The organism is Acidobacteriota bacterium (assembly GCA_034211275.1).
GTDB lineage: Bacteria > Acidobacteriota > Thermoanaerobaculia > Multivoradales > JAHZIX01 > JAGQSE01.
Map to the genome: position 1 here is coordinate 1 of JAXHTF010000004.1, position 22,256 is coordinate 22,256.

At 67.7% G+C, this 22,256-nt stretch carries 16 protein-coding genes; 4 read left to right on the plus strand and 12 right to left on the minus strand.

The window, feature by feature from the left end; genetic code table 11:
* Positions 1–2 precede the first annotated feature (2 nt).
* A complete protein-coding gene (locus SX243_01510) occupies positions 3–362 on the minus strand; it encodes an endonuclease domain-containing protein (protein MDY7091627.1) in 360 nt (119 codons plus the stop codon).
* Between the two features lie 116 nt (positions 363–478).
* Between SX243_01510 and SX243_01515 the strand changes: the two genes are divergently transcribed.
* Positions 479–922 (plus strand): hypothetical protein, encoded by a 444-nt coding sequence (locus tag SX243_01515; protein MDY7091628.1) that lies wholly within the window; start codon positions 479–481, stop codon positions 920–922.
* Positions 923–952: 30 nt separating this feature from the next.
* On the opposite strand, the gene SX243_01520 is transcribed toward SX243_01515, so the two are convergent.
* Positions 953–1,516, minus strand: coding sequence for a hypothetical protein (locus SX243_01520; GenBank protein MDY7091629.1), 564 nt, complete (start codon positions 1,514–1,516; stop codon positions 953–955).
* 269 nt (positions 1,517–1,785) lie between these two features.
* Between SX243_01520 and SX243_01525 the strand changes: the two genes are divergently transcribed.
* Positions 1,786–3,567 carry a PQQ-binding-like beta-propeller repeat protein gene (locus tag SX243_01525; GenBank protein MDY7091630.1) on the plus strand — a complete coding sequence of 594 codons (1,782 nt, stop codon included), beginning with the start codon at positions 1,786–1,788 and terminating at the stop codon, positions 3,565–3,567.
* Between the two features lie 26 nt (positions 3,568–3,593).
* Entirely contained in the window at positions 3,594–4,406 is an 813-nt protein-coding gene (locus tag SX243_01530; GenBank protein MDY7091631.1) for an alpha/beta fold hydrolase, read from the plus strand.
* Positions 4,407–4,429: 23 nt separating this feature from the next.
* Here SX243_01530 and SX243_01535 read toward each other — a convergent pair whose 3' ends face one another.
* The 3 genes from SX243_01535 to SX243_01545 all read right to left on the minus strand — a co-directional run bounded on the left by SX243_01535 (position 4,430) and on the right by SX243_01545 (position 13,928).
* Positions 4,430–5,434 carry a dihydroorotate dehydrogenase-like protein gene (locus tag SX243_01535; protein MDY7091632.1) on the minus strand — a complete coding sequence of 335 codons (1,005 nt, stop codon included), beginning with the start codon at positions 5,432–5,434 and terminating at the stop codon, positions 4,430–4,432.
* A 10-nt stretch (positions 5,435–5,444) separates the two neighbouring features.
* Positions 5,445–9,059 carry a pyruvate:ferredoxin (flavodoxin) oxidoreductase gene (nifJ, locus tag SX243_01540; GenBank protein MDY7091633.1) on the minus strand — a complete coding sequence of 1,205 codons (3,615 nt, stop codon included), beginning with the start codon at positions 9,057–9,059 and terminating at the stop codon, positions 5,445–5,447.
* A 177-nt stretch (positions 9,060–9,236) separates the two neighbouring features.
* Positions 9,237–13,928, minus strand: a complete 4,692-nt coding sequence (locus tag SX243_01545) for a CHAT domain-containing protein (GenBank protein ID MDY7091634.1) — start codon at positions 13,926–13,928, stop codon at positions 9,237–9,239.
* Between the two features lie 297 nt (positions 13,929–14,225).
* On the opposite strand from SX243_01545, the gene SX243_01550 reads away from it, so the two are divergent.
* Positions 14,226–14,594 carry a cupin domain-containing protein gene (locus SX243_01550; protein ID MDY7091635.1) on the plus strand — a complete coding sequence of 123 codons (369 nt, stop codon included), beginning with the start codon at positions 14,226–14,228 and terminating at the stop codon, positions 14,592–14,594.
* Between the two features lie 14 nt (positions 14,595–14,608).
* On the opposite strand, the gene SX243_01555 is transcribed toward SX243_01550, so the two are convergent.
* From SX243_01555 to SX243_01585, 7 genes are read right to left on the minus strand one after another with little or no spacing between them, the layout of a single operon-like run.
* Entirely contained in the window at positions 14,609–16,447 is a 1,839-nt protein-coding gene (locus tag SX243_01555) for a V-type ATP synthase subunit A (protein MDY7091636.1), read from the minus strand.
* A gap of 53 nt (positions 16,448–16,500) precedes the next feature.
* Positions 16,501–17,175, minus strand: a complete 675-nt coding sequence (locus tag SX243_01560; protein ID MDY7091637.1) for a DUF2764 family protein — start codon at positions 17,173–17,175, stop codon at positions 16,501–16,503.
* Between the two features lie 22 nt (positions 17,176–17,197).
* The gene (locus SX243_01565) at positions 17,198–17,896 is read right to left on the minus strand and encodes an ATPase (protein MDY7091638.1); all 699 of its coding nucleotides are present in this window, start codon (positions 17,894–17,896) and stop codon (positions 17,198–17,200) included.
* Positions 17,897–17,908: 12 nt separating this feature from the next.
* Positions 17,909–18,361, minus strand: coding sequence for an ATP synthase subunit C (locus SX243_01570; protein ID MDY7091639.1), 453 nt, complete (start codon positions 18,359–18,361; stop codon positions 17,909–17,911).
* Entirely contained in the window at positions 18,349–20,151 is a 1,803-nt protein-coding gene (locus tag SX243_01575) for a V-type ATP synthase subunit I (GenBank protein ID MDY7091640.1), read from the minus strand. The genes SX243_01570 and SX243_01575 overlap by 13 nt, the downstream gene beginning before the upstream one ends.
* On the minus strand, positions 20,148–20,753 hold the full coding sequence (locus tag SX243_01580) for a V-type ATP synthase subunit D (GenBank protein MDY7091641.1): 606 nt from the start codon (positions 20,751–20,753) through the stop codon (positions 20,148–20,150). Before SX243_01580 ends, SX243_01575 begins: the two co-directional genes overlap by 4 nt.
* Positions 20,746–22,119: a V-type ATP synthase subunit B gene (locus SX243_01585; protein MDY7091642.1), complete on the minus strand. Its 1,374-nt coding sequence runs from the start codon at positions 22,117–22,119 to the stop codon at positions 20,746–20,748. The genes SX243_01580 and SX243_01585 overlap by 8 nt, the downstream gene beginning before the upstream one ends.
* Positions 22,120–22,256 lie beyond the last annotated feature (137 nt).

The following is a 22,256-nucleotide window of genomic DNA, read 5'->3' on the forward strand; positions in this document are numbered from 1 at the left end:
AGTCAGCCGTCCAGCCAGTCTCCAAGAGCCTGCAGTACCTCCTCCGGCCGCTGCAGCACCGCCTCGTTCCGGAAGCGCAGCACGCGGTATCCGTGAACCTCCAAATCCACGTCGCGATCGGCATCTCGGAGCTTCTGCTCTTTCCTTTCGTGCACACCCCCATCGAGCTCGATCACCAACCGTTGCTCGGCGCAGTAGAAGTCGGCGATGTAGCCCTTGATCGGGGCTTGGCGACGAAATTTGAGGCCGCGGAATGTGCGGTTGCGGAGGAGGTCCCAGAGGGCTTGTTCGGCGGCCGTGGCTTCCTGGCGCAGGTCGCGGGCGCGGGCGGTGAGTTGGTGGCGGAGTCCGTCGGGGGACATGGAGGCTATTGTAGCGACAGCCCTCACCTCCGAGTGCCCGCAAGCCCTCCCCCCGCGATACAATCCCTCCAAAAGCCAGTTTCCCAACTCCGTCACCGTGACCTCAGGAGGACACCATGACTGAAGCAGCCCCTCGTCCGTCCACGCCCTGGCATCTGTGGGTCGTCGGCATTCTCGCCTTGCTGTGGAATGCCTTTGGCGCCTACGACTACCTGATGACCCAGACCCAAAACGAGGCCTACATGAGCAACTTCACGCCGGAGCAGCTGGAGTATTTCTACAGCTTCCCGGCATGGGTGGTTTCTTTCTGGGCGCTGGCGGTGTGGGGTGGAGTGCTGGGGTCGGTGCTGCTCTTGATCCGCAAGAGTTGGGCGACGCCGGTGTTTCTCGTCTCCCTCGTCTCCATGGTCATCACCACCATCCACAACTTCCTGCTCTCCAACGGACTCGAGGTCATGGGAGGAGCGTTCCCCCTCATCTTCACCGCGGTGATCTTTCTCGTCGCCCTGGGGCTGTGGTTCTACGCCCGCGCCATGCAGCGGCGGGGGGTTCTGACCTGACCACTGGTTCGAGTGACTTCCTGAGCTAGATCACGCCTCGGGCTCGGATCCCGGTAGCGCTGGAGCGGTGGGGGAGCGGAAGATGGGAGCCAGCAGGCCGAGAGCCGGGGCGGAGATGAGAACCAGGATGCCGGCGAGGCTCTCGTTGATAGCTAGAGGCACAGCGTTGTCGTCGAGGGCGCAGGCCCAGACGAAGAACGCGAGGGTGGCGGCGACCATCTCCCACCAGGGCCAGGCCTTGGGGTTGAGGGGGAGTGTGCCCGACGCCGTACGGAGCTTGGCGGCGAAGAGCAGCCAGACCACGATGGGGGTGGCGATGAGGAAGCCCTGGAAGCCGACGACTTTTCCGGCGGTGGTCTCCAACATGGCCAGGACCGGCACATAGACGGTGAGGATCTCGGTGGGGATGTAGGCCATGATGACGTCCAGGGCCTTGTTGATCTCCGGGGTCTGACCGGCGGCGCCCTGGGCGCTGTGGGACACGGCAGCCAAGCTGCGGGTTTTCGGGACTTCAGAGCCCCTCTTGCCGGAATGAGCGCCGGAGCGGGCGACGGAATGGGCTACGGCGACGTTGGTCATGAAGCTAATACTCATGGCGTTCTCCTGGGTGTTGGCTGATCGAGAGCAGCAGGTTCCGGGGTGACGGGGATGCCGTGAGGTCCGGCGGACGGAGGGTCCCACGGATAGAGACACTCGATGGGCCGAAACGGTTCAGCCAGGGGAGTCACGGCGTGGCTCCGGCGGTTCGCAGCTATTGAGACGGACGTCACAAGAAGTTTTTCACACTCGGCGCGGGGCGAGTCCGACAGGCCCGATACAATCCTCCCGGCGGCGAACGCCCTACGGCGAAAGGAGCTCGAAACATGGCGCAGGAGCAAGCGACGCGCGGATTGAGGCTGTGGCCCGGCTGGGTGCTGGTGGCGTTGGCGTGGATCATCACCCACGGCAGCGGCATGGTGGCGCCGGCGACGATGGTGCAATTCTTCGGCATGATGATCGGACCCCTCGTGGGCCTGGTGGGGATTCTGGTGTGGTGGCTCTTCGCCAGTCGCGCTCCCAAGGGCGACCGGTGGCTCGGGCTCTTGGTCCTGGTGGTCGTGCCGGTGCTGACCTTCATACTGGCTCATCCATCGACGCCCATGGCCATCGTCGTCTACGGGTTTCCCATCCTCTGCCTGGCCTTTGTTCTTTGGGCGGCCCTGACCCAGAGGTGGGCGGCAAGCCCGCGGCGTTGGTCCTTGGTGGCGGTGGTGCTGGTCGCCATCGGCAGTTGGGTCTTGGTACGGGCCGAGGGCATTCACGGGGACATGAGCTGGGATTTCGCCTGGCGCTGGGCCGAGACGCCGGAGGAGGAGCTGCTGGAGGCGGTGGCGTCGGAAGAGGTGCTGGCGCCCCCTCAGGCGGAGATCGGTGAAGCCGTGTGGCCCGGCTTCCGAGGCGCGCAGCGCAACAGCGTGGTGCCCGGCGTCGCGCTGGCCACGGATTGGAGCGCCTCGCCGCCGGAGGAGCTGTGGAGCCGGCCGGTGGGGCCGGGATGGTCGTCCTTCGCGGTGGCGGGAGATCTGCTCTACACCCAGGAGCAGCGGGGAGAGCAGGAAGCGGTTTCCTGCTATCGGGCGTCCACCGGCGAGCCGGTGTGGATCCACGAAGATCCGGCGCGCTTCTGGGAGCCCATGGCCGGTACCGGCCCGCGGGCGACGCCGACGGTGCATCGGGGGCGGGTCTACGCCCTGGGGGCCACGGGCATTCTCAACGCCCTCAACGCTCTCGACGGATCCCGGCTGTGGCGCCGCGACGTGGCGGAGGACACCGGCGCCAAGACCCCCGAGTGGGGCTTTTCCAGCTCGCCGCTGGTGGTGGATGGATTGGTCGTGGTGCACACCGGCGCCCCGGACGGCAAGGCGGTGGTGGCCTACGACGAGCTCAGTGGGGAGCCGCGGTGGTTCGCGCCGGCGGGGGCCCTGAGCTACAGCTCGGTGCACCTGGCGACCCTCCACGGTGTGCGCCAGCTGCTCATCGTCACTGGGGACGGGGTGACCAGCCTGGCGCCGGCGGACGGCTCGGTGCTGTGGCGCCACGAGTGGCCCGCCGGTGGCGGCGCTCGGGTGACCCAGCCCTGGGTGCTGGAGGACGACACGGTGCTCGTCGGCACCAGCTTTGGCTTGGGGACGCGGCGTCTGGCGCCCACGAAGGATGCCGGCAGCTGGAGCGTCGCAGAAGTGTGGACCACCCGGCGACTCAAGCCGTATTACAACGACTTCGTGGTCCACGGGGGGCATGTCTACGGCTTCGACGGCCGCATCCTCACCTGCATCGGCGTCGAGGATGGGGAGCGGGCGTGGAAGGGGGGGCGCTACGGTAACGGCCAGATGTTGTTGCTGCCGGAGCAGGATCTGCTCCTGGTGATCTCCGACCGCGGGGACGTGGCGCTGGTGGAGGCCGCTCCCGGGGCCTACACGGAGGTCGCCCGCATCGCCGCCATCGAGGGCAAGACGTGGAATCATCCGGTGATCGCCGACGGCGTGCTCTACGTGCGCAACGGCGAGGAGATGGCGGCCTTCCGGCTGCCGATGAAGTCCGGGAAGACCTCGTCCAATAAGGTGGCGGAAGTAGCGGCGGCGGAGCTCCCCAGCCACACCCCCTGAGAATCAGCAGAGGAAGGGAGCAGAGGATGGCTGAGCAGGGAGAGGCTGCCGACGAAGGCTCGATCTTGGCTCACGCCGCGAGCGGCGAGGGGCCACCGTTGCTGCTGCTCAACGGCGGCATGATGACCTACCTGGCCTGGGAGCCCCTGGCGGCGCCGCTGCGGGAGAGCTTCCAGGTGGTGGGCTGCGACTTCCGCGGTCAGCTGCGGTCACCGGGGGAGGCGCCGGCGGACCTGGCGGTCCACGCCGCCGACGTGGTGCGGCTCCTCGATCATCTCGGGCTCCCCTCCGTCCACGTCCTGGGCACCTCCTTCGGTGGCGCTGTCGGGGTGATGTTGGCGGCGCTGCATCCCCAGCGGGTGCGTTCGTTCACCGCGGTCACCATTGCGGATCACGCTACGGAGGCGATGGACGCGGAGACGCGGTCTATGGCCGGCATCGTCCAGTCGATTCTGGAAGGAGGAGATCGCCAGCCGTTTCTCCAGCGCTTGGAGGAACGAGTCTTTTCTCCCGCCTATCGCGAGCGCAAGGCGGAAGAGCTGGCGGCCCGGCGCCAGGCGCTGGGAAAGATGCCGGAGGCCTGGTTCCGTGGCCTGGTGGGAATCCTCGCCGCCATCGAAGGCTTCGATCTGCGGCCCCACCTGCCCAACATCGCTTGCCCGACCCGGGTCGTTCTCACCGAGGCGGATCGGGTCATGCCTCCCGAGCACTGCCGCGCCCTCGCCGAGGCCATCCCGCAGGCCACCGTCACTACCCACCCCACCGCCGGCCACGCCCTGGTGGCGGAGGAGCCGCAGTGGCTGCGGGAGGTGGTTGAAGAGTTTCTAGGAGCCTGCTGAAGAAGTCAGCCGCCGCTACGATCTCACCACCCCGTACGCCGCCAGCTCTGGAGCAGGTGGAGGTAGTTGGCCCGTTCGTAGGCGTGGGGATCGGGGCAGCGGGCGAGGCTCATGGAGCCCCGCAGCTGTTCGAGGGACTCGTATTCGTGATCGATGAGCCAATCTTCGAGCTGCTGGCGCAGCAGGGCGAGGCGTTCCGGGCCGTGCTCGAGGAGAGTGGAGACCAGCTGCACCGCGTGGGCGCCGCACATCAGCGCCTTGACCGCATCCTCGACGCGGTGGACACCGCCGGTGACCGCCAGCGAGGCGTCGACCTGGCCGTCGAGGATCGCCAGCCAGCGCAGCCGCAGCAGCAGCTCCGAGGAGTCGGAGAGGTGCAGGGTGCGCTGGACTTCCAGCTCTTCGATGTCCAGGTCCGCCTGGTAGAGACGGTTGAAGAGCACCAGGCCGTCGGCGCCGGCCTGGTCGAGGCGGCGGGCGAAGTGCAGCGGGGCGGTGTAGAACGGCGAGAGCTTGACCGCCAGCGGCAGGTCTCCCACCGCCTCGCGCACCGCCTCCAGCATTTCGAGGGTGCGGTGCTCCACGTCCCCGCCGCTCTCCAGCGGATCGGTGACCAGCTCGTAGACGTTGAGCTCGAGGCCGTCGGCGCCGGCCTGGCGGATCAGCCGAGCATACTCCAGCCAGCCGCCCCGGCTGGTGCCGTTGAGGGAGGCGATGACCGGGACCGACACCGACTCCTTGATCCGCTGCAGCTGCTCCAGATACTCCTGGGGCCCAAGGGCGAAGGTCTCCGGCGACGGCAGGTAGGAGAGGGCCTCGGCGAAGGATTCGGCGGGCTCGTCGAGGGCGCGCACGGTGGCCATCTCCTCGCCGACGATCTGCTCTTCGAAGAGCGAGTGCATGACGATGGCGGCGGCGCCGCAATCCTCCAGCCGGCGCACCGCGTCCAGGTCGTCCACCAGCGGCGAGGCGCCGGGGAGGAAGGGGTGGGGGAGCTCGAAGCCGAGATAGGTGGTGCTCAGATCCATGGTGCTCTCCTCAGGAGGCGTCCTCCGGCGTTTCCGCGACGAATTGGGGGATGGTGATGCCCGCCAGCTGCTGGTAGACGGCGTAGCGCTGCTCGACCTGCTCCTGGGCCTGGCGCAGGAAGCGCCGGTAGCGCTGCGGGTCGATCTTCTCCACCATCCGGAAGCGGGTCTCGGCGGCCATGTAGTCCGCCACCCGGCCCTTGGGCGGGCCGGAGTCGAGCTTGAGCGGCGGCTTGCCGTCGGCGGCGCGCCGGGGGTCGAAGCGGTAGAGGGGCCAGACGCCGGTGGTCACCGCCTTCTTCTGCTGCTCGGCGTTGTGGGCCAGGTCGTAGCCGTGGGCGATGCACGGGCTGTAGGCGATGATCAGCGACGGTCCCGGATAGGCTTCGGCCTCGCGGAACGCCTCGACGGTTTGGTTCATTTTGCCGCCGAAGGCCACCCGGGCGACGTAGACGTGGCCGTAGCTCATCATCTCCAGCCCCAGGTCTTTCTTCGGCAACTCGCGGCCGGTGGCGGCGAATTTCGCCGCCGCGCCCAGGGGGGTGGCCTTGCTTTGCTGGCCTCCGGTGTTGGAGTAGACCTCGGTGTCGAGGACCAGGACGTTGGTGTCCCGCCCCAGGGCCAGCACGTGGTCGAGGCCGCCGTAGCCGATGTCGTAGGCCCAACCGTCGCCGCCTACCAGCCAGACGCTCTTGCGCACCAGGTGCTCGGCGAGGCCGAGGAGCCGGCGGCGATCGTCGCTGTGGGGGCCACCGCTGCCGTCGAGCTCTTCGAGGCGCCGGCGCAGCTGCGCCACCCGCCGGCGCTGGGCCTCGATGCCCTGCTCGTCGCTCTGGTCGGCGGTGAGCAGGGCGGAGGTCAGCTCGTCGCCGATCTCCGGCGCCAGCCGCCGGACCCAGCCGCGGGCCTGCTGCTCCAGCTGATCCACCGCCAGCCGCAGCCCGAGACCGAACTCGGCGTTGTCCTCGAACAACGAGTTGGACCACGCCGGGCCCCGGCCGTCGTCGTTCACCGCCCATGGTGTGGTGGGTAGGTTGCCGCCGTAGATGGACGAGCAGCCGGTGGCGTTGGCGATCAACAGCCGGTCGCCGAAGAGTTGGCTCAGCAGCTTGAGATAGGGCGTTTCTCCGCAGCCGGCGCAGGCGCCGGAGTATTCGAAGAGTGGGCGCAGGAACTGACTGCCTTTGGCGTCGAGGCGCTGGATCCGCGAGCGGTCGATCTCCGGCAGGTCGAGGAAGAAGCGGTACTTCGCCTTCTCTTCCTCGAGCACCGGCGTCAGCGGCTCCATATTGATCGCCTTGCGCCGGGGGTTGGCTTTGTTCTTGGCCGGGCAGACCTCGACGCAGAGATGGCAGCCGGTGCAGTCCTGGGGCGCCACCTGCAGCGTGTAGGCGAGGCCGCGGAGGTCCGGTGCGCGGTAGTCGGTGCTGAGGAAGTCCGCCGGCGGATCACCGCTCTCCAGCGCCTCGGGCTCGTAGACCTTGGCGCGGATGGCGGCGTGGGGGCAGGCGAGGACGCATTGGTTGCATTGGATGCATACCTCTGGATCCCAGCGCGGGACCTCCTGGGCGATGGTGCGCTTCTCCCACTGACTGGTGGCGGTGGGCCAGGTGCCGTCCACCGGGAAGGCGGAGACCGGCAGCGAGTCGCCCTTGCCCGCCAGCAGCACCGCGGTGACCCGCTGGACGAAGTCCGGAGCCTCGGTGGCGACCAGCGGCGGCTTGCGGCGCTGGGAGTCGGCGGTTTTCGGGTAGGAGACCTGCTGCAGATGGGCCAGGGCCTGGTCCACCACCGCAAAGTTGCGCCGCACCACTTCCGGGCCGCGCTTGCCGTAGGTTTTCTCGATGGCTTGCTTGATCTGGTCGATGGCCTGCTCCCGGGGCAGCACGTCGGTGAGGGCGAAGAAGCAAGTCTGCATGATGGTGTTGATGCGCCCGCCGAGCCCGCCTTCCCGGGCCACCTGGTAGGCGTCGACGACATAGAAGCGCAGCTCCTTGGCGACGATCTGCTCCTGCACTTCGCGGCTCAGATGCTCCCAAACGCGGTCGGCGTCATAGGGCGAGTTGAGCAGGAAGACGGCCCCGGGAGCGGCCCGTTCGAGCACGTCCATGCGGTCGAGGAGGCGGAATTGGTGGCAGCCGACGAAGTTGGCGCTGGCCACCAGGTAGGTGGAGCGAATGGGGCGGGGACCGAAACGCAGATGGGAGACGGTGACGGCGCCGGCCTTCTTGGAGTCGTAGACGAAGTAGCCCTGGGCGTAGTGGTCGGTCTCCTCGCCGATGATCTTGATGGTGTTCTTGTTGGCGCCGACGGTGCCGTCGGAGCCCAGCCCGAAGAAGACCGCCCGCACCGTGTCGTCGGGCTCGATGTCGAAGTCCGGGTCGATGGGCAGCGAGAGGTGGGTGACGTCGTCGACGATGCCGACGGTGAAGTCGTGGCGGGGCTGGTCTTCGGCGAGGTGGTCGAAGACCGCCTTCACCGCCGCCGGCGAGAACTCCTTGGAGGAGAGGCCGTAGCGCCCGCCCACCACCCGCGGCGGCGTGGTCCACGGGGCCTCACCGTCGGCGCTGGCACGCTGCACCGCGGCGGCCACGTCCAGATACAGGGGCTCGCCGGGGGCGCCGGGTTCCTTGGTGCGGTCGAGGACGCCGAGGGTGCGCACCGAGGCCGGCAGCGCGGCGATCAGCGCCTGGGCGTCGAAGGGACGGTAGAGCCGCACCTTGAGCACTCCCACCTTCTGGCCCCGCTGCATCAGCCAGTCGATGGTTTCGTGGGCGGTCTCGGCGCCGGAGCCCATGAGCACTACCACTCGCTCGGCCTCGGGATGGCCGTGGTAGTCGAAGAGGTGGTAGGCGCGGCCGGTGCGCTCGGCGAAGCGGTCCAGGACTCCTTGGACGATCTCCGGCGTCGCCCGATAGAAGCGGTTGGCCGCCTCCCGGGCCTGGAAGAAGGCGTCGGGGTTCTGGGCGGTGCCGCGCAGCACCGGCCGATCCGGGGTCAGCGCCCGCCGCCGGTGGGCCTCGACGGCCTCGGGATCGAGCAACGCCCGCAGGTCGTCGTCGGTGAGGACCTCGATCTTGGCGATCTCGTGGGAGGTGCGGAAGCCATCGAAGAAGTGCAGGAAGGGCACCCGGCTTTCCAGGCTGGCGGCCTGGGCCACCAGGGCCAGGTCCTGGGCTTCCTGGGGGGAGCCGGAGGCGAGGAGGGCAAACCCGGTCTGGCGTGCCGCCATGACGTCGGAGTGGTCGCCGAAGATGGACAGCGCGTGGGTGGCCACCGAGCGCGCCGCCACGTGCAGCGCGCAGGGGGTCAGCTCCCCGGCGATCTTGTAGAGGTTGGGGATCATCAGGAGCAGGCCTTGGGAGGCGGTGAAGGTGGTGGTCAGGGCGCCGCCCTGGAGGGCCCCGTGGACCGCTCCCGCGGCGCCGCCTTCGGCCTGCATTTCCACCACTTCGGGCACGTCCCTCCACAAATTCTCCCGCCCCTTGCCGGCCCAGGCGTCCGCTAACTCGCCCATGGGCGAAGCCGGAGTGATGGGGTAGATGGCGATGACCTCGTGGGTCCGGTACACCACCTCTGCCACGGCCTCGTTGCCGTCCACGGTGACCCTACGGGGCTGACTCATCCCGCGCCTCCTTCCGGAAAACTCTTTTCTCAGCGTACTGTCTCCTGCCACGACTGGCGCCACCCGCTGGGGTGGTTGGGGGGCAGGCTCTGTTGGCGGAGCAGTCTGAGGACTGGAGGAGTCGGCGGGGTGAAGGGACTGCTGGAGGGAGGGGAGGAGCTCTTGGCGGGGAGCTGTTCAGCCTCTCTTCATGGCTTCCTCGTAGCGCAGCTCTTGGCGAGCCTCCGCCCCCACCAGCCGCACCGCCGGGTCGCCGATGACCAGGTAGTTGCGGGCGTCGAGGGTGGCTTTGAGGAGGTCTTGGAGCTTCTCTGCTCCGCGGCTTTCCGGCAAGGCTTTAGAGCGCAGCAGCGGGTAGAGATGGCTGGCGCATTCGGCGTAGCGGTTGTGGATCCATTCGGTGGCGAAGCCCAGCCGGTAGCCGTCGAGGAGCTGGCGCAGCACCGAGGTGAAGACCCGGGTCTGGTCGCCCTCCTGGCTCCAGGTGAAGGAGGTCTTCCAGGCGCGGTCCACGTGGCCCACCACCGCCTGGGCTCCCTGCTTGAGGAGCTGCTGGGAAAGCCGGGAGACGAAGGCTTTGGAGGCCAGGCGCAGGCCCTGGCCGAAGGCGTTCTGCTCCAGAGCGTCGCGGCGGCTGCAGCCGGTGCTGTAGCAGGCGAAGTGAAAGGAGATGAGCCCGCCGAGATCGGTGCTCGGGGCGAGATCCTGGGAGCTGAAGAAGACAGCCGGGCGGATGGGCGATTTCGGCCGCCAGTCCTCGCAGAGCAGAGAGCCGTGGTAGTCCCGCTGGTGCGGAGAGCCGGCGCCGAAGACCACGCCGTGGGAGGCGGTGAAGAGCAGGGCCGGCGGAGCTTCCTGGAGCAGCTGCTGCAGCGTCGCCTTGCGGCCGTCGACGGTACGGTGGACGTCGTAGAGCCCCCGCTTCCTGGTCGAGCGCCAATGATCCAGTTCCGCCGCCAGGGGGTCCACCAGACCGTGGATCATCCATTGGGTGTTCTCGTCCTTCGGGATGTCCGTGCCCCAGAGCACCGCCGGCCGCTCCAGGTCCCGCAGCTCCTCCGCCCGCAGTACTCCGGCGGCGTAGCGGCGGTAGTCGTCGGGCTGGTCGAAATGCAGTCGGCCGATGGCGAATTGCACGTCCATCTGGTACTGAAAAAGAAAGGGCAGGCGGTCCGGATCCCCTACGAGGAGGAGGTAGTAGGGGAGCTTTTTCGGATCCACCGGCCCGAAAGCTACACCCTTCGGCTCGAGGAAGCTGAGGGCGTCGGTGGGCTCGGCCAGGGTGATCTCTTGGTAGAGGTCCCCGGCCTGCTTCTGGCGTTTTTTCAACAGATCCTTGAGGGCATCGCGGTCGTCCTGGGTGACGTCGGGACCGAAGATCACCCCCCAGCCGGACTCGGCCAGGCTGTCGGGGTCGACGCCGTACTCCGGCAGCCGGAGGCGGTCCAGGTTTTCCCACCAATGCTGCAGCCGCCGCCGTTCCCGAGAACCGATCTGCGGATCGTTCCACTGTAGATCCACCTCTGAGGTCAGTAGAGCGCTGTTCTCGCCGTCGACGCCGTTGACGAAGTGTGCCGGCGGTTTCAGGGGCTCGCGACGCCGGATCTCATCCCGGCTCGGGACGCCGCGGAGGAGCCGGCTCGCCACCTCTGCCGAGAAGGGTGGAGGGGAGCGGTCCGGGATGCGGGCCTGGGGGCTCGCCTCTCCTTCGTGGCCCTGACTGGTGGCAGCAGCGGTGCTGTGGATGGAGGCATCGGGGATCTCTCCCTCCTTGTCGTACCCTTCCCCCTTGTTGGGGTCGCGGATCTCGACCGTGCCGTCCCCTTCTTCCTCGAATCCCTTGCCCACCCGAATAGAGCCCTTTTGCGTCCAGTCGCCGAGGAAGACGAAGGGAGCCCAGTGGTAGGGCTGGCGGTGGGCTTCGTTGTCGGAGCGCAGCATGGCGAGCTGGGCGCGGCGCAGCGCGGCGGAGGCGGAGAAGCCCTTCTCCAGCTCGTGGTAGAAGCTCTCCATCAGCTCCGCGGTGCTGGAGTCGGCGACGTTCCACAGGCTCATCACCACCCGCGGCACGCCGGAGTAGAGAAAGCCCCGGGGCAGGCCCACCACTCCTTCACCGCGCACTTCTCGCCCGAGGCCGGTCTGGCAGGCGCTGAGCACCACCAGCTCGGCGCTGAAGCGTCGGGAGTAGAGCTCGTGGGCGCGGATCAGGCCGTCCTCCGGCTGGCCGTCTTCGTCCACCATGGCCAGGGCCAGGCCGGAGAGCTCCGGGTTCACCGGATCGAGGAAGCCGTGGGTGGCCAGGTGCAGGATGGCGAATTGCTCCAGCAGCGGATCCTCGAAGGCGGCGCGGTCGGCGTCGGTGGAGAGCAGAAAACGGCTGCGGTCGGGGTTGAAGAGGGGGCGAATGGCATCGGCTTCGGTCTTGGTGTAGGGGAGAGGCTGGAGGGCCTCGCCCAAGCTTTGTCCTTGGCGTATGCCGCTCCGTTCCAAGGTGGGGGAACCGGTGGCGGAGTCCCCTCCCTGGCCGTCGGGGGAGAATTTGGGATTGGCGAAGACGGCGATCTGATAGGTCGGCTGGGGGCGGCTGCTGGTTTCGGAACGCAACGCTGCCAGGGCGCTGGCGGAAGGCAGGTGGACCACTTCCCGCCGCTCCAGCAGCCAGGGTTGGGGCTCGTCGGTGCCGGGGAGCGAAGGCTCGGGGAGAGCGGCGAAGGGGATGGTCTCCAGGGCGCCGTCGGCGACCACCGCCAGGCGGCGGCCGTCGAGGCGCTCGGCGATGGGACCCAGCACCAGGTCCGAGAGCTCTTGGAGGGCGCGATGATTCTGAGCCCGGCGGCCCCGGTTGAGGCTTTGCAGCGCCTCCCGTCCAGCGTCTACGGCCGTCTGGATGCGCTGCCGCGGGGGCAGTGGGAAGACCCGCAAGGGTTGAGCCCGATCCACCAGGAAGAGCAGGCTGCGCTTCTCTCCCAGGGTGTAGACCAGGAGCACCGTGTCGGAGTCCAGGACCTGCTGCCGGATGTCTTCCACCGGGAGGGGCTCGGGGCGGGTGAGATCGGCATATTGAGGGCTGGATCGGCGGATCTCCGCCCGAGTGGTCTCCAACTCCAGCAGCACCTGGCGCTGGCGCTGTTCAAGCTTCGGCCGGTCGGGATCGTCGGCCAGCCGCAGCTCCGTGTTCAAGGTCGCCAGGTTGCGAGTCAGGCGCTGTTCCCGGTCCAAGAGAGCGGCGTTGCCGCGGTAGCCCAGGTCTCCTTCCGCCAGGGCGTCCAGCAGACTGCGGGCTCGGCGGCGCTCCCCGGCGGCGAGGGCTTGCTCGGCATATCGGGGGTCGCGGGTCTGGCGGTAGAGCTCGTAGAGCAGATCCAGGAGCTCGTCGTAGTAGCTCTGCCGGGTCTCGAAGAAGGCCATGCGCAGGCCCCAGCCCGCCTGCTGCAGACGGAGCTCTTCCACCTTTTCCACCGCCGCCTCCAGCTGTTCGAGGGCGCGCTGCAGATTCCCTTGCTGGCGCAGGCTGAGAGCTTCGATGAAGCTGCAGGCGGCGAGGTGGCGGTGATCCTCCTGCGCGGCGAAGAGCTTGCGGGCGCGTTGGATCAGCTTCAGGCTCTCCTCGGTGTCGCCCTGGCGCTGGCGCAGGGCCGAGAGGTTGAGGGCCGCCATGGCCTCGTGGAGAGAGCGCCCGTGACGGCTCGCTTCCTCCAGGGTCCATTGGAATCGGTGGGCCGCCGACTCCAGCTCGTCCATCTGTACCTGGATCAGGCCCAGGAGTCCCGCAAGCTTGAGCTGGGTAGAGGTATCGAGCTCCGCAGTCGGAGTCTCCAGAGCTAGGGTCAGGGCGTCGGCGGCGTCCTCAGGCCGCCCCATGGCCTGATAGATACCGGCCAGTTGTAGCAAGGCGTCGGCTCGGCGCTGGGGATCGTTGCCCTGGTCGAAGAGCCTCTCGGCTTCCCGCGCTGCGTCGATGGCTTCGGGGAACTTGCCTTGGCGTTCGAGGGCGTAGCTGAGATTGACCAAGACCCTGGCGCGGCTTTGATGGCGGCCGAGCCTTTGCCAAAGCGCGGCGACTTCCTGGAAGCCCGCGATGGCACCGGTCTGGTCTTCCTGCAGGTAGAGCAGCGAGGCCAGGTTGTTGAGGGAGCGGCCCCGCAGGGCCGGGTCGTCGATCTCGTCGGCGACGGCCAGGGCCTCGGTGAAGCGTTGGCGGGCGGCGTCGAGGTCGTGGTTCTTGTAGTCCAGCTCTCCCAGCAGGTTGAGAGCGTTGCCTTCCTCCAGTTGGGAGTCGGAGCTGCGGGCGAGCTCGAGCAGCTCATCGAAGCGCTGGCGAGCCTTTGCGGTCTCGCCGAGATTCCCGCGGAGCCAGCCTAGCCGGCGCAGAGTATCGAGCCGGCCGCGGAGATGAGAGGTCTCCCGAAACAGGTCCAGAGCTTCCTGGTAGGCAGGGATGGCGAGTCTCTTGGAGGCCTTGTCTCCTCGCCGGCGGATGCGCTCGGCGGCGTCGAAGTGGCGCTCCGCTTGGGCTCGGGCTCGATCCTCGAGGGTCGCGGGCCTGGGCGTCGTTGAGGTCAGCCGATAAGCGGCTTGGGGCGCTTTGGCACTGAGGGGCTCGATCTCCACTCGATACTCGGTGTCGGCTTGCGGGCAGACCGACAGCCGTTCGGTGCCCCAGGCGCCGTCGAAGCCGTCCACCTCCAGCTCCGCCGTCTCCTCTTTTCCGACATAGAGCCGAACCATGACGTCGATGCCCAACTGCTGGACTTCTAAATGCGCCACCTGGTCGGCGGCCACGGTCCAGGTCCACGGGTGGAGATTCCCGCCGGCAATCTTTCGGTCTACGGTCTGGCCGGCGGTGATGGGCTGGGTTTCTGCGGTCATAGGCTTCTCCCGATGGAGGTCGGTGGACGATGGGCAGCCGGAGCACAGAAAAGGGATGATGGCTACAGCGAGAGTCGGTAGTTTTGAGCTCGCGGTGAACAAGAGGTTGGTCTCGCAGGAGCGTCCGTTGGAGGCTGGCTACCAGTTTCTGATAGCTCTTGAAGACACGAAAGACATCCAAAGGTTGCCTCTGGCCGGTCTTGGTATGACAATTTTCTTAGCGCAAAACACGTCTGCGGCGGGTCATGGGCGCGGGCTCTGACTGCTGGAGAGTCGGGAAAGAATTGGGGTAACGGTATGAGGGAAGCGGTCAATTTGGCTGACAAGCTGGCGATGTTCACCGAGCTTTGGCAGCCGCGCATCGTCGGGGAGCTCAACGGTCACGAGCTGAAGGTGGCCAAGGTACAAGGAGAGTTCGTCTGGCATCACCACGACGACACCGACGACTTCTTCCTGGTGCTCCAGGGGCGGCTGAGGATTCAGCTGCGGGACGGGGAGGGCGTGGAGTCGGAGGTGGAGCTCGGCCCTGGGGAGCTCTACGTCGTGCCCCGAGGCGTCGAGCACCGGCCGGTGGCGCAGGAGGAAACCCACCTCCTACTCATCGAGCGCGCCGACACCCCCAACACCGGCGACCCGGCGACGGCGGCGCCGCGGCGGGTGATTTAGGTGGCTAGGGCCCCTCAGGCCGACACCGCCGCGGGCCGGCGGGTGACGCCTTGGGCGAGCTCTTCGATCTGCCGGCGGTAGTCGGCGTATTGGGGTGAGTCTTCCCGCGCGTAGTTGAGGTTCTTGTACAACCCCGTGAGGCGAGTAAAGAAAGTGCGGGCTGCTTCTTTGTCGGCGAAGTCGTAGTCTCGGCTCGCCAGGTCGTAGACCAGAGCGAAGGAAGCTTTCTGGCGCTCCAGCGAGGTGGTGGCGTCGACGGAATCGAAGGCGTCCTGCTGGAGATAGACCATGTCCACCAGCAGAGCCTTCTGCTGGGTGACGAAGTCCGTCAGAGTGATGCCTTCCTCGCCGGTGACCTGCATCATCTGCTCGATCTCGTCGCCGCGTTTGAGCAGCCGGGAGAGCTCCGCGACGCGGCCGGTCCAACCCTGGGCGACGTTCTGATCGAACCACGCCGCCAGCTGCTCCAGATAGCGCGACCAGGAGATCAGCGGATCCACCGCCGGATAGTAGCGCTTGTAGGCGCGGGCGGCGGAGAGGCCGAGGAAGGTCTTCACCGTCGCCAGGGTGCTCTGGGTCACCGGCTCCTCGAAGTTGCCGCCGGCGGGGGAGACGTTGCCGATGATGGTCAGGCTGCCGACGGAGCCGTCTTGGGTCTGGAGCACGCCGGCGCGCTCGTAGAGGCCGCGGATGGCGGAATCGAGGTAGGCGGGGAAGGCCTCCTCGCCGGGGATCTCCTCCAGCCGGCCGGAGGTCTCGCGCAGGGCCTGGGCCCAGCGGGAGGTGGAATCCGCCAGCAGCAGCACGCTGTAGCCCATCTGGCGATAGTACTCGCCGAGGGTGATGCCCAGATAGATGGAAGCCTCCCGGGCCGCCACCGGCATGGACGAGGTGTTGGCGATGATCACCGTGCGGTCCATCAGCGAGCCGCCGGTGCGGGGATCGCTGAGCTCGGGGAATTCGGTGAGGATCTCGACGATCTCGCCGGCGCGCTCGCCGCAGCCCACCACGATGACGATGTCGGCGGCGGAGTAGCGGGAGAGGAGGTGCTGGAGCACCGTCTTGCCGGCGCCGAAGGGGCCGGGGATGCAGGCGGTGCCGCCGCGGGCGATGGGGAAGAAGGTGTCGATGAGGCGCTGGGTGGTGATCAGCGGCTCGGAGGGATAGAGGCGTTCCGCCAACCGGCGCCGCAGCAGGTTCTGGGGCAACGCTTTGCGCACCGGCCAGCTTTGGGTCATGGTCACCTCGCGCTCGTTGCCGGAGGCGTCCCGGATGCGGGCGACGGCGGTGTCGACGGTGAAGGTTCCGGCCTGGATCCAGGTCACTTCCACCGGGCCGGGCTCGTCGAAGGGCACCATGATCTTGTGCTCGAAGCGGCCCTCGTGGACGCTTCCCAGCACGCCGCTGGCGTCGAGGCGATCGCCCTCTTTGACCTTGGGGGAGAAGGCCCAGCGGGCCTGAGGATCGAGGGCCGAGACCTTGACTCCCTTGGGCAGGAAGAAACCGTGATCACCGGCGATGGTGTGCAGAGGGTTCTGCAGGCCGTCGTAGACGTTGGCCAGCAGCCCCGGTCCGAGCTGGGCGGAGAGCAGCTCACCGGTTTGCTCCACCGGGTCGCCCACGGAGACACCGCGGGTCTCCTCGAAGATCTGGGCATCGGCGGTGCGACCGCGCACCCGCAGGACCTCGCCCTTGAGCTGCTCGTCGGTACCCCGGGGGCAGACGTAGATCACCTCGTTCTTCATCAGCTGGCCTTCTTCCGCCGCTTCGAGGGTGATGAGGTCGTTCTGCACCGCCACCACCCGGGCCCGGGCCTGGGACTGAGTCTCAGCCTGTGCTGTCCGCTCTGCCATCTCTAAGTTCCTTCCTCGGATTCGATCTTCCTCGGGTTCGGTCTTTCTCGGGCTCAGGCGATCCATTCCTCGAGGGCTGTTTCCGCCATCTCCTCGAAGCGCTGCCGGGCGCGCTGACCGTCGTACATCAGCCAGCGGTGGACCAGGTCCCAGCGCAGGACGTAGAGCACCACCGCCTCGAAATCGAAATAATGCCCTTCCGCCGCCAGCCGGTGATGCCGCCAGGAGACCCCCAGCAGGGCGCGCTCGAGCTCATAGGGTTGGTCTTGCTCCATCAGCTGGCGGACCTCCGGCACCCAGGGGAGCGGCCCCGCCAGCTGGAAGTCCGGGTGGCTCCAATGGGCCTCCACCGTGCGCACCCAACGGCCGTAGCCCCACAGCTCGCCAGCGGTCGGCGCCGGCCGGCCGGCCTGGCGTCGCCGCAGGGCCGCTACCACGGAGCGCAGCTCCAGCCGCCAGGTAAGAATCTCCCGCAGCTCGGCATTGCCGATCGCCGGCACCACCCGGTGGGCCAGAGCCACCAGGTGGGCGTCGTCGGCATCCGGCGCCAGCCGGTGCCAGTGGGTGAGGGAGGTGATGGCGGAGAGCTCCGCCCGGTCCTCCGCCGTCAGCATGCCCAGGCGTTCCTCCAGCCGCAGCCGGGAGATGGGGGTCTGCTCCGACTCGAAGAGCGGCAGCAACGGCGGCAGGCTGGCCATGAGCTGGTAGTAGCGACGGGATCGAGCCATGAGAACCTCGGGGTGCCCGCCCCTATTGGGCGACGCCTTCCATCACCGCCCGGAAGCGGGGTTTGAGGTGTTGCAGCAGCAGCTCGGCGATGGCGGCGTCGCTGAGGTCCACCTCGATGCTCTCGTCCACCAGCCGCACGCGAATGCCTTGCCCGCCGGGGCCGAGCCTTTCGAAGCTGACCCCCTCGCGGAAGGACGCGGTGGCCACCTGTTTGGCCAGGTCGCTCAAGGGACCGCTGAGCTCCTGGGGCGATTCCCGCAGCTGCGCCGGGTCCAGCACTTCTTCCGGCAGATCGATCTCCACCTTGCGCGCCGACGCGACGCCGCTGTCCGCCACCGCCCGGGAGACCACTTCGAGGATCAGCTGGGCCATCAGCTGGCGATCTTCCAGCTCCTCGGTGACCAGGCGGCGCACCCGGCTCTCGAGCTTTTGCCCCAGTTCCTCGCGCATCTTGAGCACGGTGTCCCGGGCCGCCATGCGCAGGGCGTCCTCGCCGGCGCTGGTGGCCTGCTCCGCCTCCCGGCGCGCCTGGGCTACCAGCTCTTCCGCCTGGTGGCGGGCCTTGCGGAGGATCTCTTCCGCCTGGTTCTGGGCGTTCTGGACGATCTGGTCGCCTTCGGCACGGCCGGCGCCGACCCCTTCCTGGCGCAGCCGCTCGATGAGCGTTTCAACGCCGGAGGAGGTGACCTCAGCGGTGTCCAGGGTGCTTCGCTCACTCATGATCGTGTCTCCTTAGGGTGCCGCCGGCAGGCCGCCGGCGAGGACCAGGGCGAAGACGAAGGCGAAGACGGAGAACCCTTCGACGATGGCCGCCGGCGCGATGGACAGGCCGAAGACCTCGGGCTTGGACTTGGAGGCGGTGATGGCGGATGCGATGCAGTCGCCCTGGCGGAACGCCGACATCATCAACGCCAGAGCGGTGAGGCAGCCGATGGCGAAGAGCCCCGGGCCGTTCTCCGGCGTCACCGGGCGATTGAGGGCGAACATCACCACGATGCCGTAAATGGTTTGAGAGGACGGCAGCGCCGAGAGACCGATGTAGCGGCCGTAACCGCTCTCGACCTCCAGCAGAGCTCCACAGGCCGCCTGGCCGGCGATGGTGCAGCCGACGATGGAGCCGATGGCGCCCAGCATCAGCGGGCTGAGGATGCCGGCCCAGCCGAGAATTAGGCTCACTGTTTCCATGTTGCTTTCTCCTTCTTGCGGAAAGCCCTGAAGGGCTGTCCTTCACCGTAGACGCTCCAGTTGTACATCTCGATGAAATTCAATCTCAAGCCGTGGACCACGCCGCCGATGAGGGCGAGGACGAGGTTCAGGCTGTGTCCGAGGATCAGAATGAGCAGGCCGAAGAGCAGGGCGATCCCTGCCCCCGAGCCCTGGGCTTGCTCCGCCAGCTGGTTGAAGGTCTGGGCCAACGACGCGCTGGCCAGACCGAGGGCGAAGAGGCGGAGGTAGCTGAGGATGTCGCCGAAAGCCTTGGAGAAGCCGGTGAGCTCCTTGAGGCCGTCGAGAAGGCGCCAGGGCAGATCCTTGAGCCCCTTCACCGGCCGGCCGGTGAAGAGCAGGACGATGCCGGCGCCCGCTGCCACCAGGGTCAGTCCCAGATCACCGATGGCGGTGCCGTAGCCGCCGAGGTAGGTGGTGAGGCCGCCGGCCATCATGGTGATCCAGCCCACCGGAGTGAGGGCCGCTTTCGGCTTGCGGCTGCGCCATCGGTGCCACGCGGTGAGGGCGTTGGCGAGAATCAGGTGCAGGGTGCCGACGCCGATGGACAGCTTCATCATGGTGCTGAAATCGGAGACATCCAGGAGCTTGAGCCGTCCCAGCCAGGAGCCCTCCGCCGGCGTGACCCCGAAGTAGCTGCCCACCAGGGCTCCATAGGCCAAGGAGGCGACGCAGATGGCGGCGGACAGTGCTCGCATGCGCTGCCCGGCGATGCTCTTGCCCAGTCGCCGCCAGAAGGCGATGAGCAGCAGGGAGAGCACGGCGGCGTAGCCGGCGTCCGCCAGGATCATGGCGAAGAAGAGAGCGAAGGAGAGGAAGATCACCGCCGATGGATCCCAGTCGCGGTAGCCCGGGAGCTGGTAGAAACCCACCAGATCCTCACCGCCGGAAACCCGGTCCCAATTCTCCAGCAGCGTCGGCGGCTCCTCGTCGGGCTCCGGATCGGCGAAGGTGGCCGCCGCCCCCTCGGCTTCCAGCAGCTCTTCCACCCGTGCCACTTCGGTGGCCGGGACCCAGCCCTGGACGGCGAAGATCTCGCCGGCGTCGAGGGATTGGGCGGCGGTGTGGCGGCGGGAGGCTTCGTCCTCCGCCCGTGCCAGGTTGGTCTGGATCAGGCCGATCCAGCGGGTCAGGCTCCAGCGCTCGCCGTCGAGATCCTCGAGCTCGCTCTCCGCTAGCTCCAGCGCCCGCCGCAGCTCCGAGAGGGAGCGGGTGCCCACCCGGGAACGCTCGCCGGGGACTCCCGCGGGCAGGCCCTTGGACACCACCACCACCCGCGCCACCCGGTGGTCCATCTGCACCACTTGCCAGACCAAGTCTTCGGGGATCTGCCGCAGGCGCCGCCGGGGCATGAGGTAGAACCACAGCCGCTGGCCGGCCAGCTCGTCCAGCGGCGGCAGCTCGAAATCGCCCCAGGGCTCGACGGCGCGGAGGCGCACCCGCAGCTGATCGATGCGATCCTGGACCTCCCGCCGCCGGCGCCGGTTGGCCTGGGCGGCGCTGACCACCGCGGTGCGGTCGAAGCCGGTAGGGTCGGTGACCGAACGGCGCTTGATGGGAGTGGCCAACAGATAGCGCAACGCCTGGTAGGTCTGGCGCGGGTACTCCACCGTCTCCTCTTCCGGCCGATTGAGCTTCGGCGCCAGCCGCACCGGGTGCAGGATGCCCAGATCCTGGAGGTGGGAGAGGAGCTGGTCCTTTTCTCCCGCCAACCCGAAGACGGTGACCTTCTTGAGGGCGACGACGCTCATGCTTGAGCTCGCTCCAGGTTCTTGCGCTTGGCGATCTTGGCCCGCACCACGGCGCTGCGCTGCTCGTCGGCGAGGTAGATCTCGATGCGCTGGATATTCTCCCGGGTGCGCGGGATGAGCACCTTTTCGAAGAGATTGACCCGCTGCGTGATGCGCTGCACCGCGTGCTCGAGGATTTTCACCCGCTGCTCCGCCACCCGCTCCTGCAGCCTCGCCTCGAGGTAGGCGCGCAGCAGCCGTACCAGGTTGTCCACCCAGTGGGGACGGCCCAGGAAGGCGTAGGGACGCACTGCGACTTCCACCTCGTCGATGCGCGGCAGGCGGGTTCCCACCACGTTCTCCTCGCTGCGCCGCACGTTCTCGATTTGCACCAGGCCGTCCAGCTCCACCTCGTGGTTGGCGAGCATGGGGAGCTTGTCCTCCACCTCCGCCTGCAGCTCTTCCAGCTCCCGGCGCCGGGCCGCGTAGGCGGTGCGCGCCTTGCCGCGCTCGATCATCAGCTGCTTGCGCTTCAGATCCAGCGATGGCAGAAAGCGTTCGAAGTTGGCCAGCTGCCGCCGCTCCTTGAGCAGCGAGCTCTTGCTGAGGGCGAGTCTAGCCATGGGCCTCCGCGCTTTCCTGGGCCTCGCTGTCCTGTGGATAGTACTTGTCGATCATCGACTGCTTCATCAGCAGCTCATGGGGCTCGAAGCACTCGGCGAGGGTGCGCCAGCAATCGTCCAGGGCCTCTTCCAAGGGCTGGGAGACGGCGATGTCCATGAAGCGGCTGCGGAACAGGCGGCCGAATTTGAGCAGCTTGTGGTCGAAGGGCGAGAGCTCGAAGGCCATGGCCTGCTTCTGCTCGGCGTCCCGGGCGCTGGAGAAGAAGCGGATCATGGTGTTCATCACCTGTCCATGATCCTCCCGGGTGACCTTGCCGATGACGTGCTGCTTGAGCCGCGACAGCGAGCCGAAGGGGTCGATCATGCCGTCGTGGAGGTAGAGCTGCCCCTCGGTGATGTAGCCGGTGTTGTCCGGCACCGGGTGGGTGACGTCGTTGCCGGGCATGGTGGTGACGGTGAGCAGAGTCACCGAGCCGGCGCCCTTGAAGTCGCAGGCCTTCTCGTAGCGCCGCGCCAGTTGGGAGTAGAGGTCGCCCATGTAGCCCCGGTTGGAGGGCACCTGCTCGAGGGCGATGCCCAGCTCCTTCAAGGCGTCGGCGTAAGCGGTCATGTCGGTGAGCAGCACCAGCACCCGCTTGCCCTCCTCGACGGCAAAGCGCTCCGCCACCGCCAGCGCCAGATCCGGCGCCAGGGTGCGTTCGACGATGGGGTCCGAGGCCAGGTTGACGAACATCACCGTGCGGGCGCCGACGCCGGCGTCCTCGAAGGCGGTGCGGAAGAAGTGGTAGTCGTCGAAGACCAATCCGAGGCCGCCGAAGACCACGATGTCGGCGTCGGCCTGGATGCCGATGCGCGCCAGGAAGCGGTTGTAGGGCTCGCCGGCGATGGAGAAGATGGGGATCTTCTGGCTCTCCACCAGGCAGTTGAAGACGTCGATCATGGGCACGTCGGTGCGGATCATGTTGGACGCCAGCACGCGCTTGACCGGGTTGACGGTGGGTCCGTCGATCTCCGTCTGGGGCCCCTGGGACAGATCCGGCCCGCCGTCGATGGGCTCGCCGGCGCCGTCGAAGATGCGGCCCAGGATGTTCTGGGAGTAGGGGGCCCGCATGGCGTGGCCCAGGAAGCGGGTGCGGGCACCGGTGGTCAAACCCTTGGTGCCGGAGAAGACCTGCAGCGACACCACGTCACCGTCGATGCGGATCACCTGCGCGGTGGACGGCGCCGATCCGGGACTTTCCACCAGCGCCAGATCCCCCAGCCGCACAGCGGGAGCGCTGCCGGCGGACGACTCCGGCACCGACACCTTGATGATGTCGCCGACGATGGCGAGGACCTTGGAATAGACGAGTAGGGATCCGGTCATGGCGTGACTTTCTCGGCGATGTTCAAGGATGTCCCGGGTAGCAGGCGAAGCGCAGGGATCAGCCTCCAGAGGCTCAGGATGCGATGGTCTTTCTCGATGGTACTCCAGCTCTGTAGATAGTTTCAGATTTCGCCGTC

Bases quoted from the DNA above. Each gene is read 5' to 3' on its own strand.
- SX243_01545 (MDY7091634.1), bottom strand. From the start codon at position 13,928: ATGACCGCAGAAACCCAGCCCATCACCGCCGGCCAGACCGTAGACCGA.
- SX243_01520 (MDY7091629.1), bottom strand. From the start codon at position 1,516: ATGAGTATTAGCTTCATGACCAACGTCGCCGTAGCCCATTCCGTCGCC.
- SX243_01580 (MDY7091641.1), bottom strand. From the start codon at position 20,753: ATGGCTAGACTCGCCCTCAGCAAGAGCTCGCTGCTCAAGGAGCGGCGG.
- SX243_01525 (MDY7091630.1), top strand. From the start codon at position 1,786: ATGGCGCAGGAGCAAGCGACGCGCGGATTGAGGCTGTGGCCCGGCTGG.
- SX243_01510 (MDY7091627.1), bottom strand. From the start codon at position 362: ATGTCCCCCGACGGACTCCGCCACCAACTCACCGCCCGCGCCCGCGAC.
- SX243_01515 (MDY7091628.1), top strand. From the start codon at position 479: ATGACTGAAGCAGCCCCTCGTCCGTCCACGCCCTGGCATCTGTGGGTC.
- SX243_01585 (MDY7091642.1), bottom strand. From the start codon at position 22,119: ATGACCGGATCCCTACTCGTCTATTCCAAGGTCCTCGCCATCGTCGGC.
- SX243_01565 (MDY7091638.1), bottom strand. From the start codon at position 17,896: ATGAGTGAGCGAAGCACCCTGGACACCGCTGAGGTCACCTCCTCCGGC.
- SX243_01575 (MDY7091640.1), bottom strand. From the start codon at position 20,151: ATGAGCGTCGTCGCCCTCAAGAAGGTCACCGTCTTCGGGTTGGCGGGA.
- SX243_01550 (MDY7091635.1), top strand. From the start codon at position 14,226: ATGAGGGAAGCGGTCAATTTGGCTGACAAGCTGGCGATGTTCACCGAG.
- SX243_01535 (MDY7091632.1), bottom strand. From the start codon at position 5,434: ATGGATCTGAGCACCACCTATCTCGGCTTCGAGCTCCCCCACCCCTTC.
- SX243_01555 (MDY7091636.1), bottom strand. From the start codon at position 16,447: ATGGCAGAGCGGACAGCACAGGCTGAGACTCAGTCCCAGGCCCGGGCC.
- nifJ (MDY7091633.1), bottom strand. From the start codon at position 9,059: ATGAGTCAGCCCCGTAGGGTCACCGTGGACGGCAACGAGGCCGTGGCA.
- SX243_01570 (MDY7091639.1), bottom strand. From the start codon at position 18,361: ATGGAAACAGTGAGCCTAATTCTCGGCTGGGCCGGCATCCTCAGCCCG.
- SX243_01530 (MDY7091631.1), top strand. From the start codon at position 3,594: ATGGCTGAGCAGGGAGAGGCTGCCGACGAAGGCTCGATCTTGGCTCAC.
- SX243_01560 (MDY7091637.1), bottom strand. From the start codon at position 17,175: ATGGCTCGATCCCGTCGCTACTACCAGCTCATGGCCAGCCTGCCGCCG.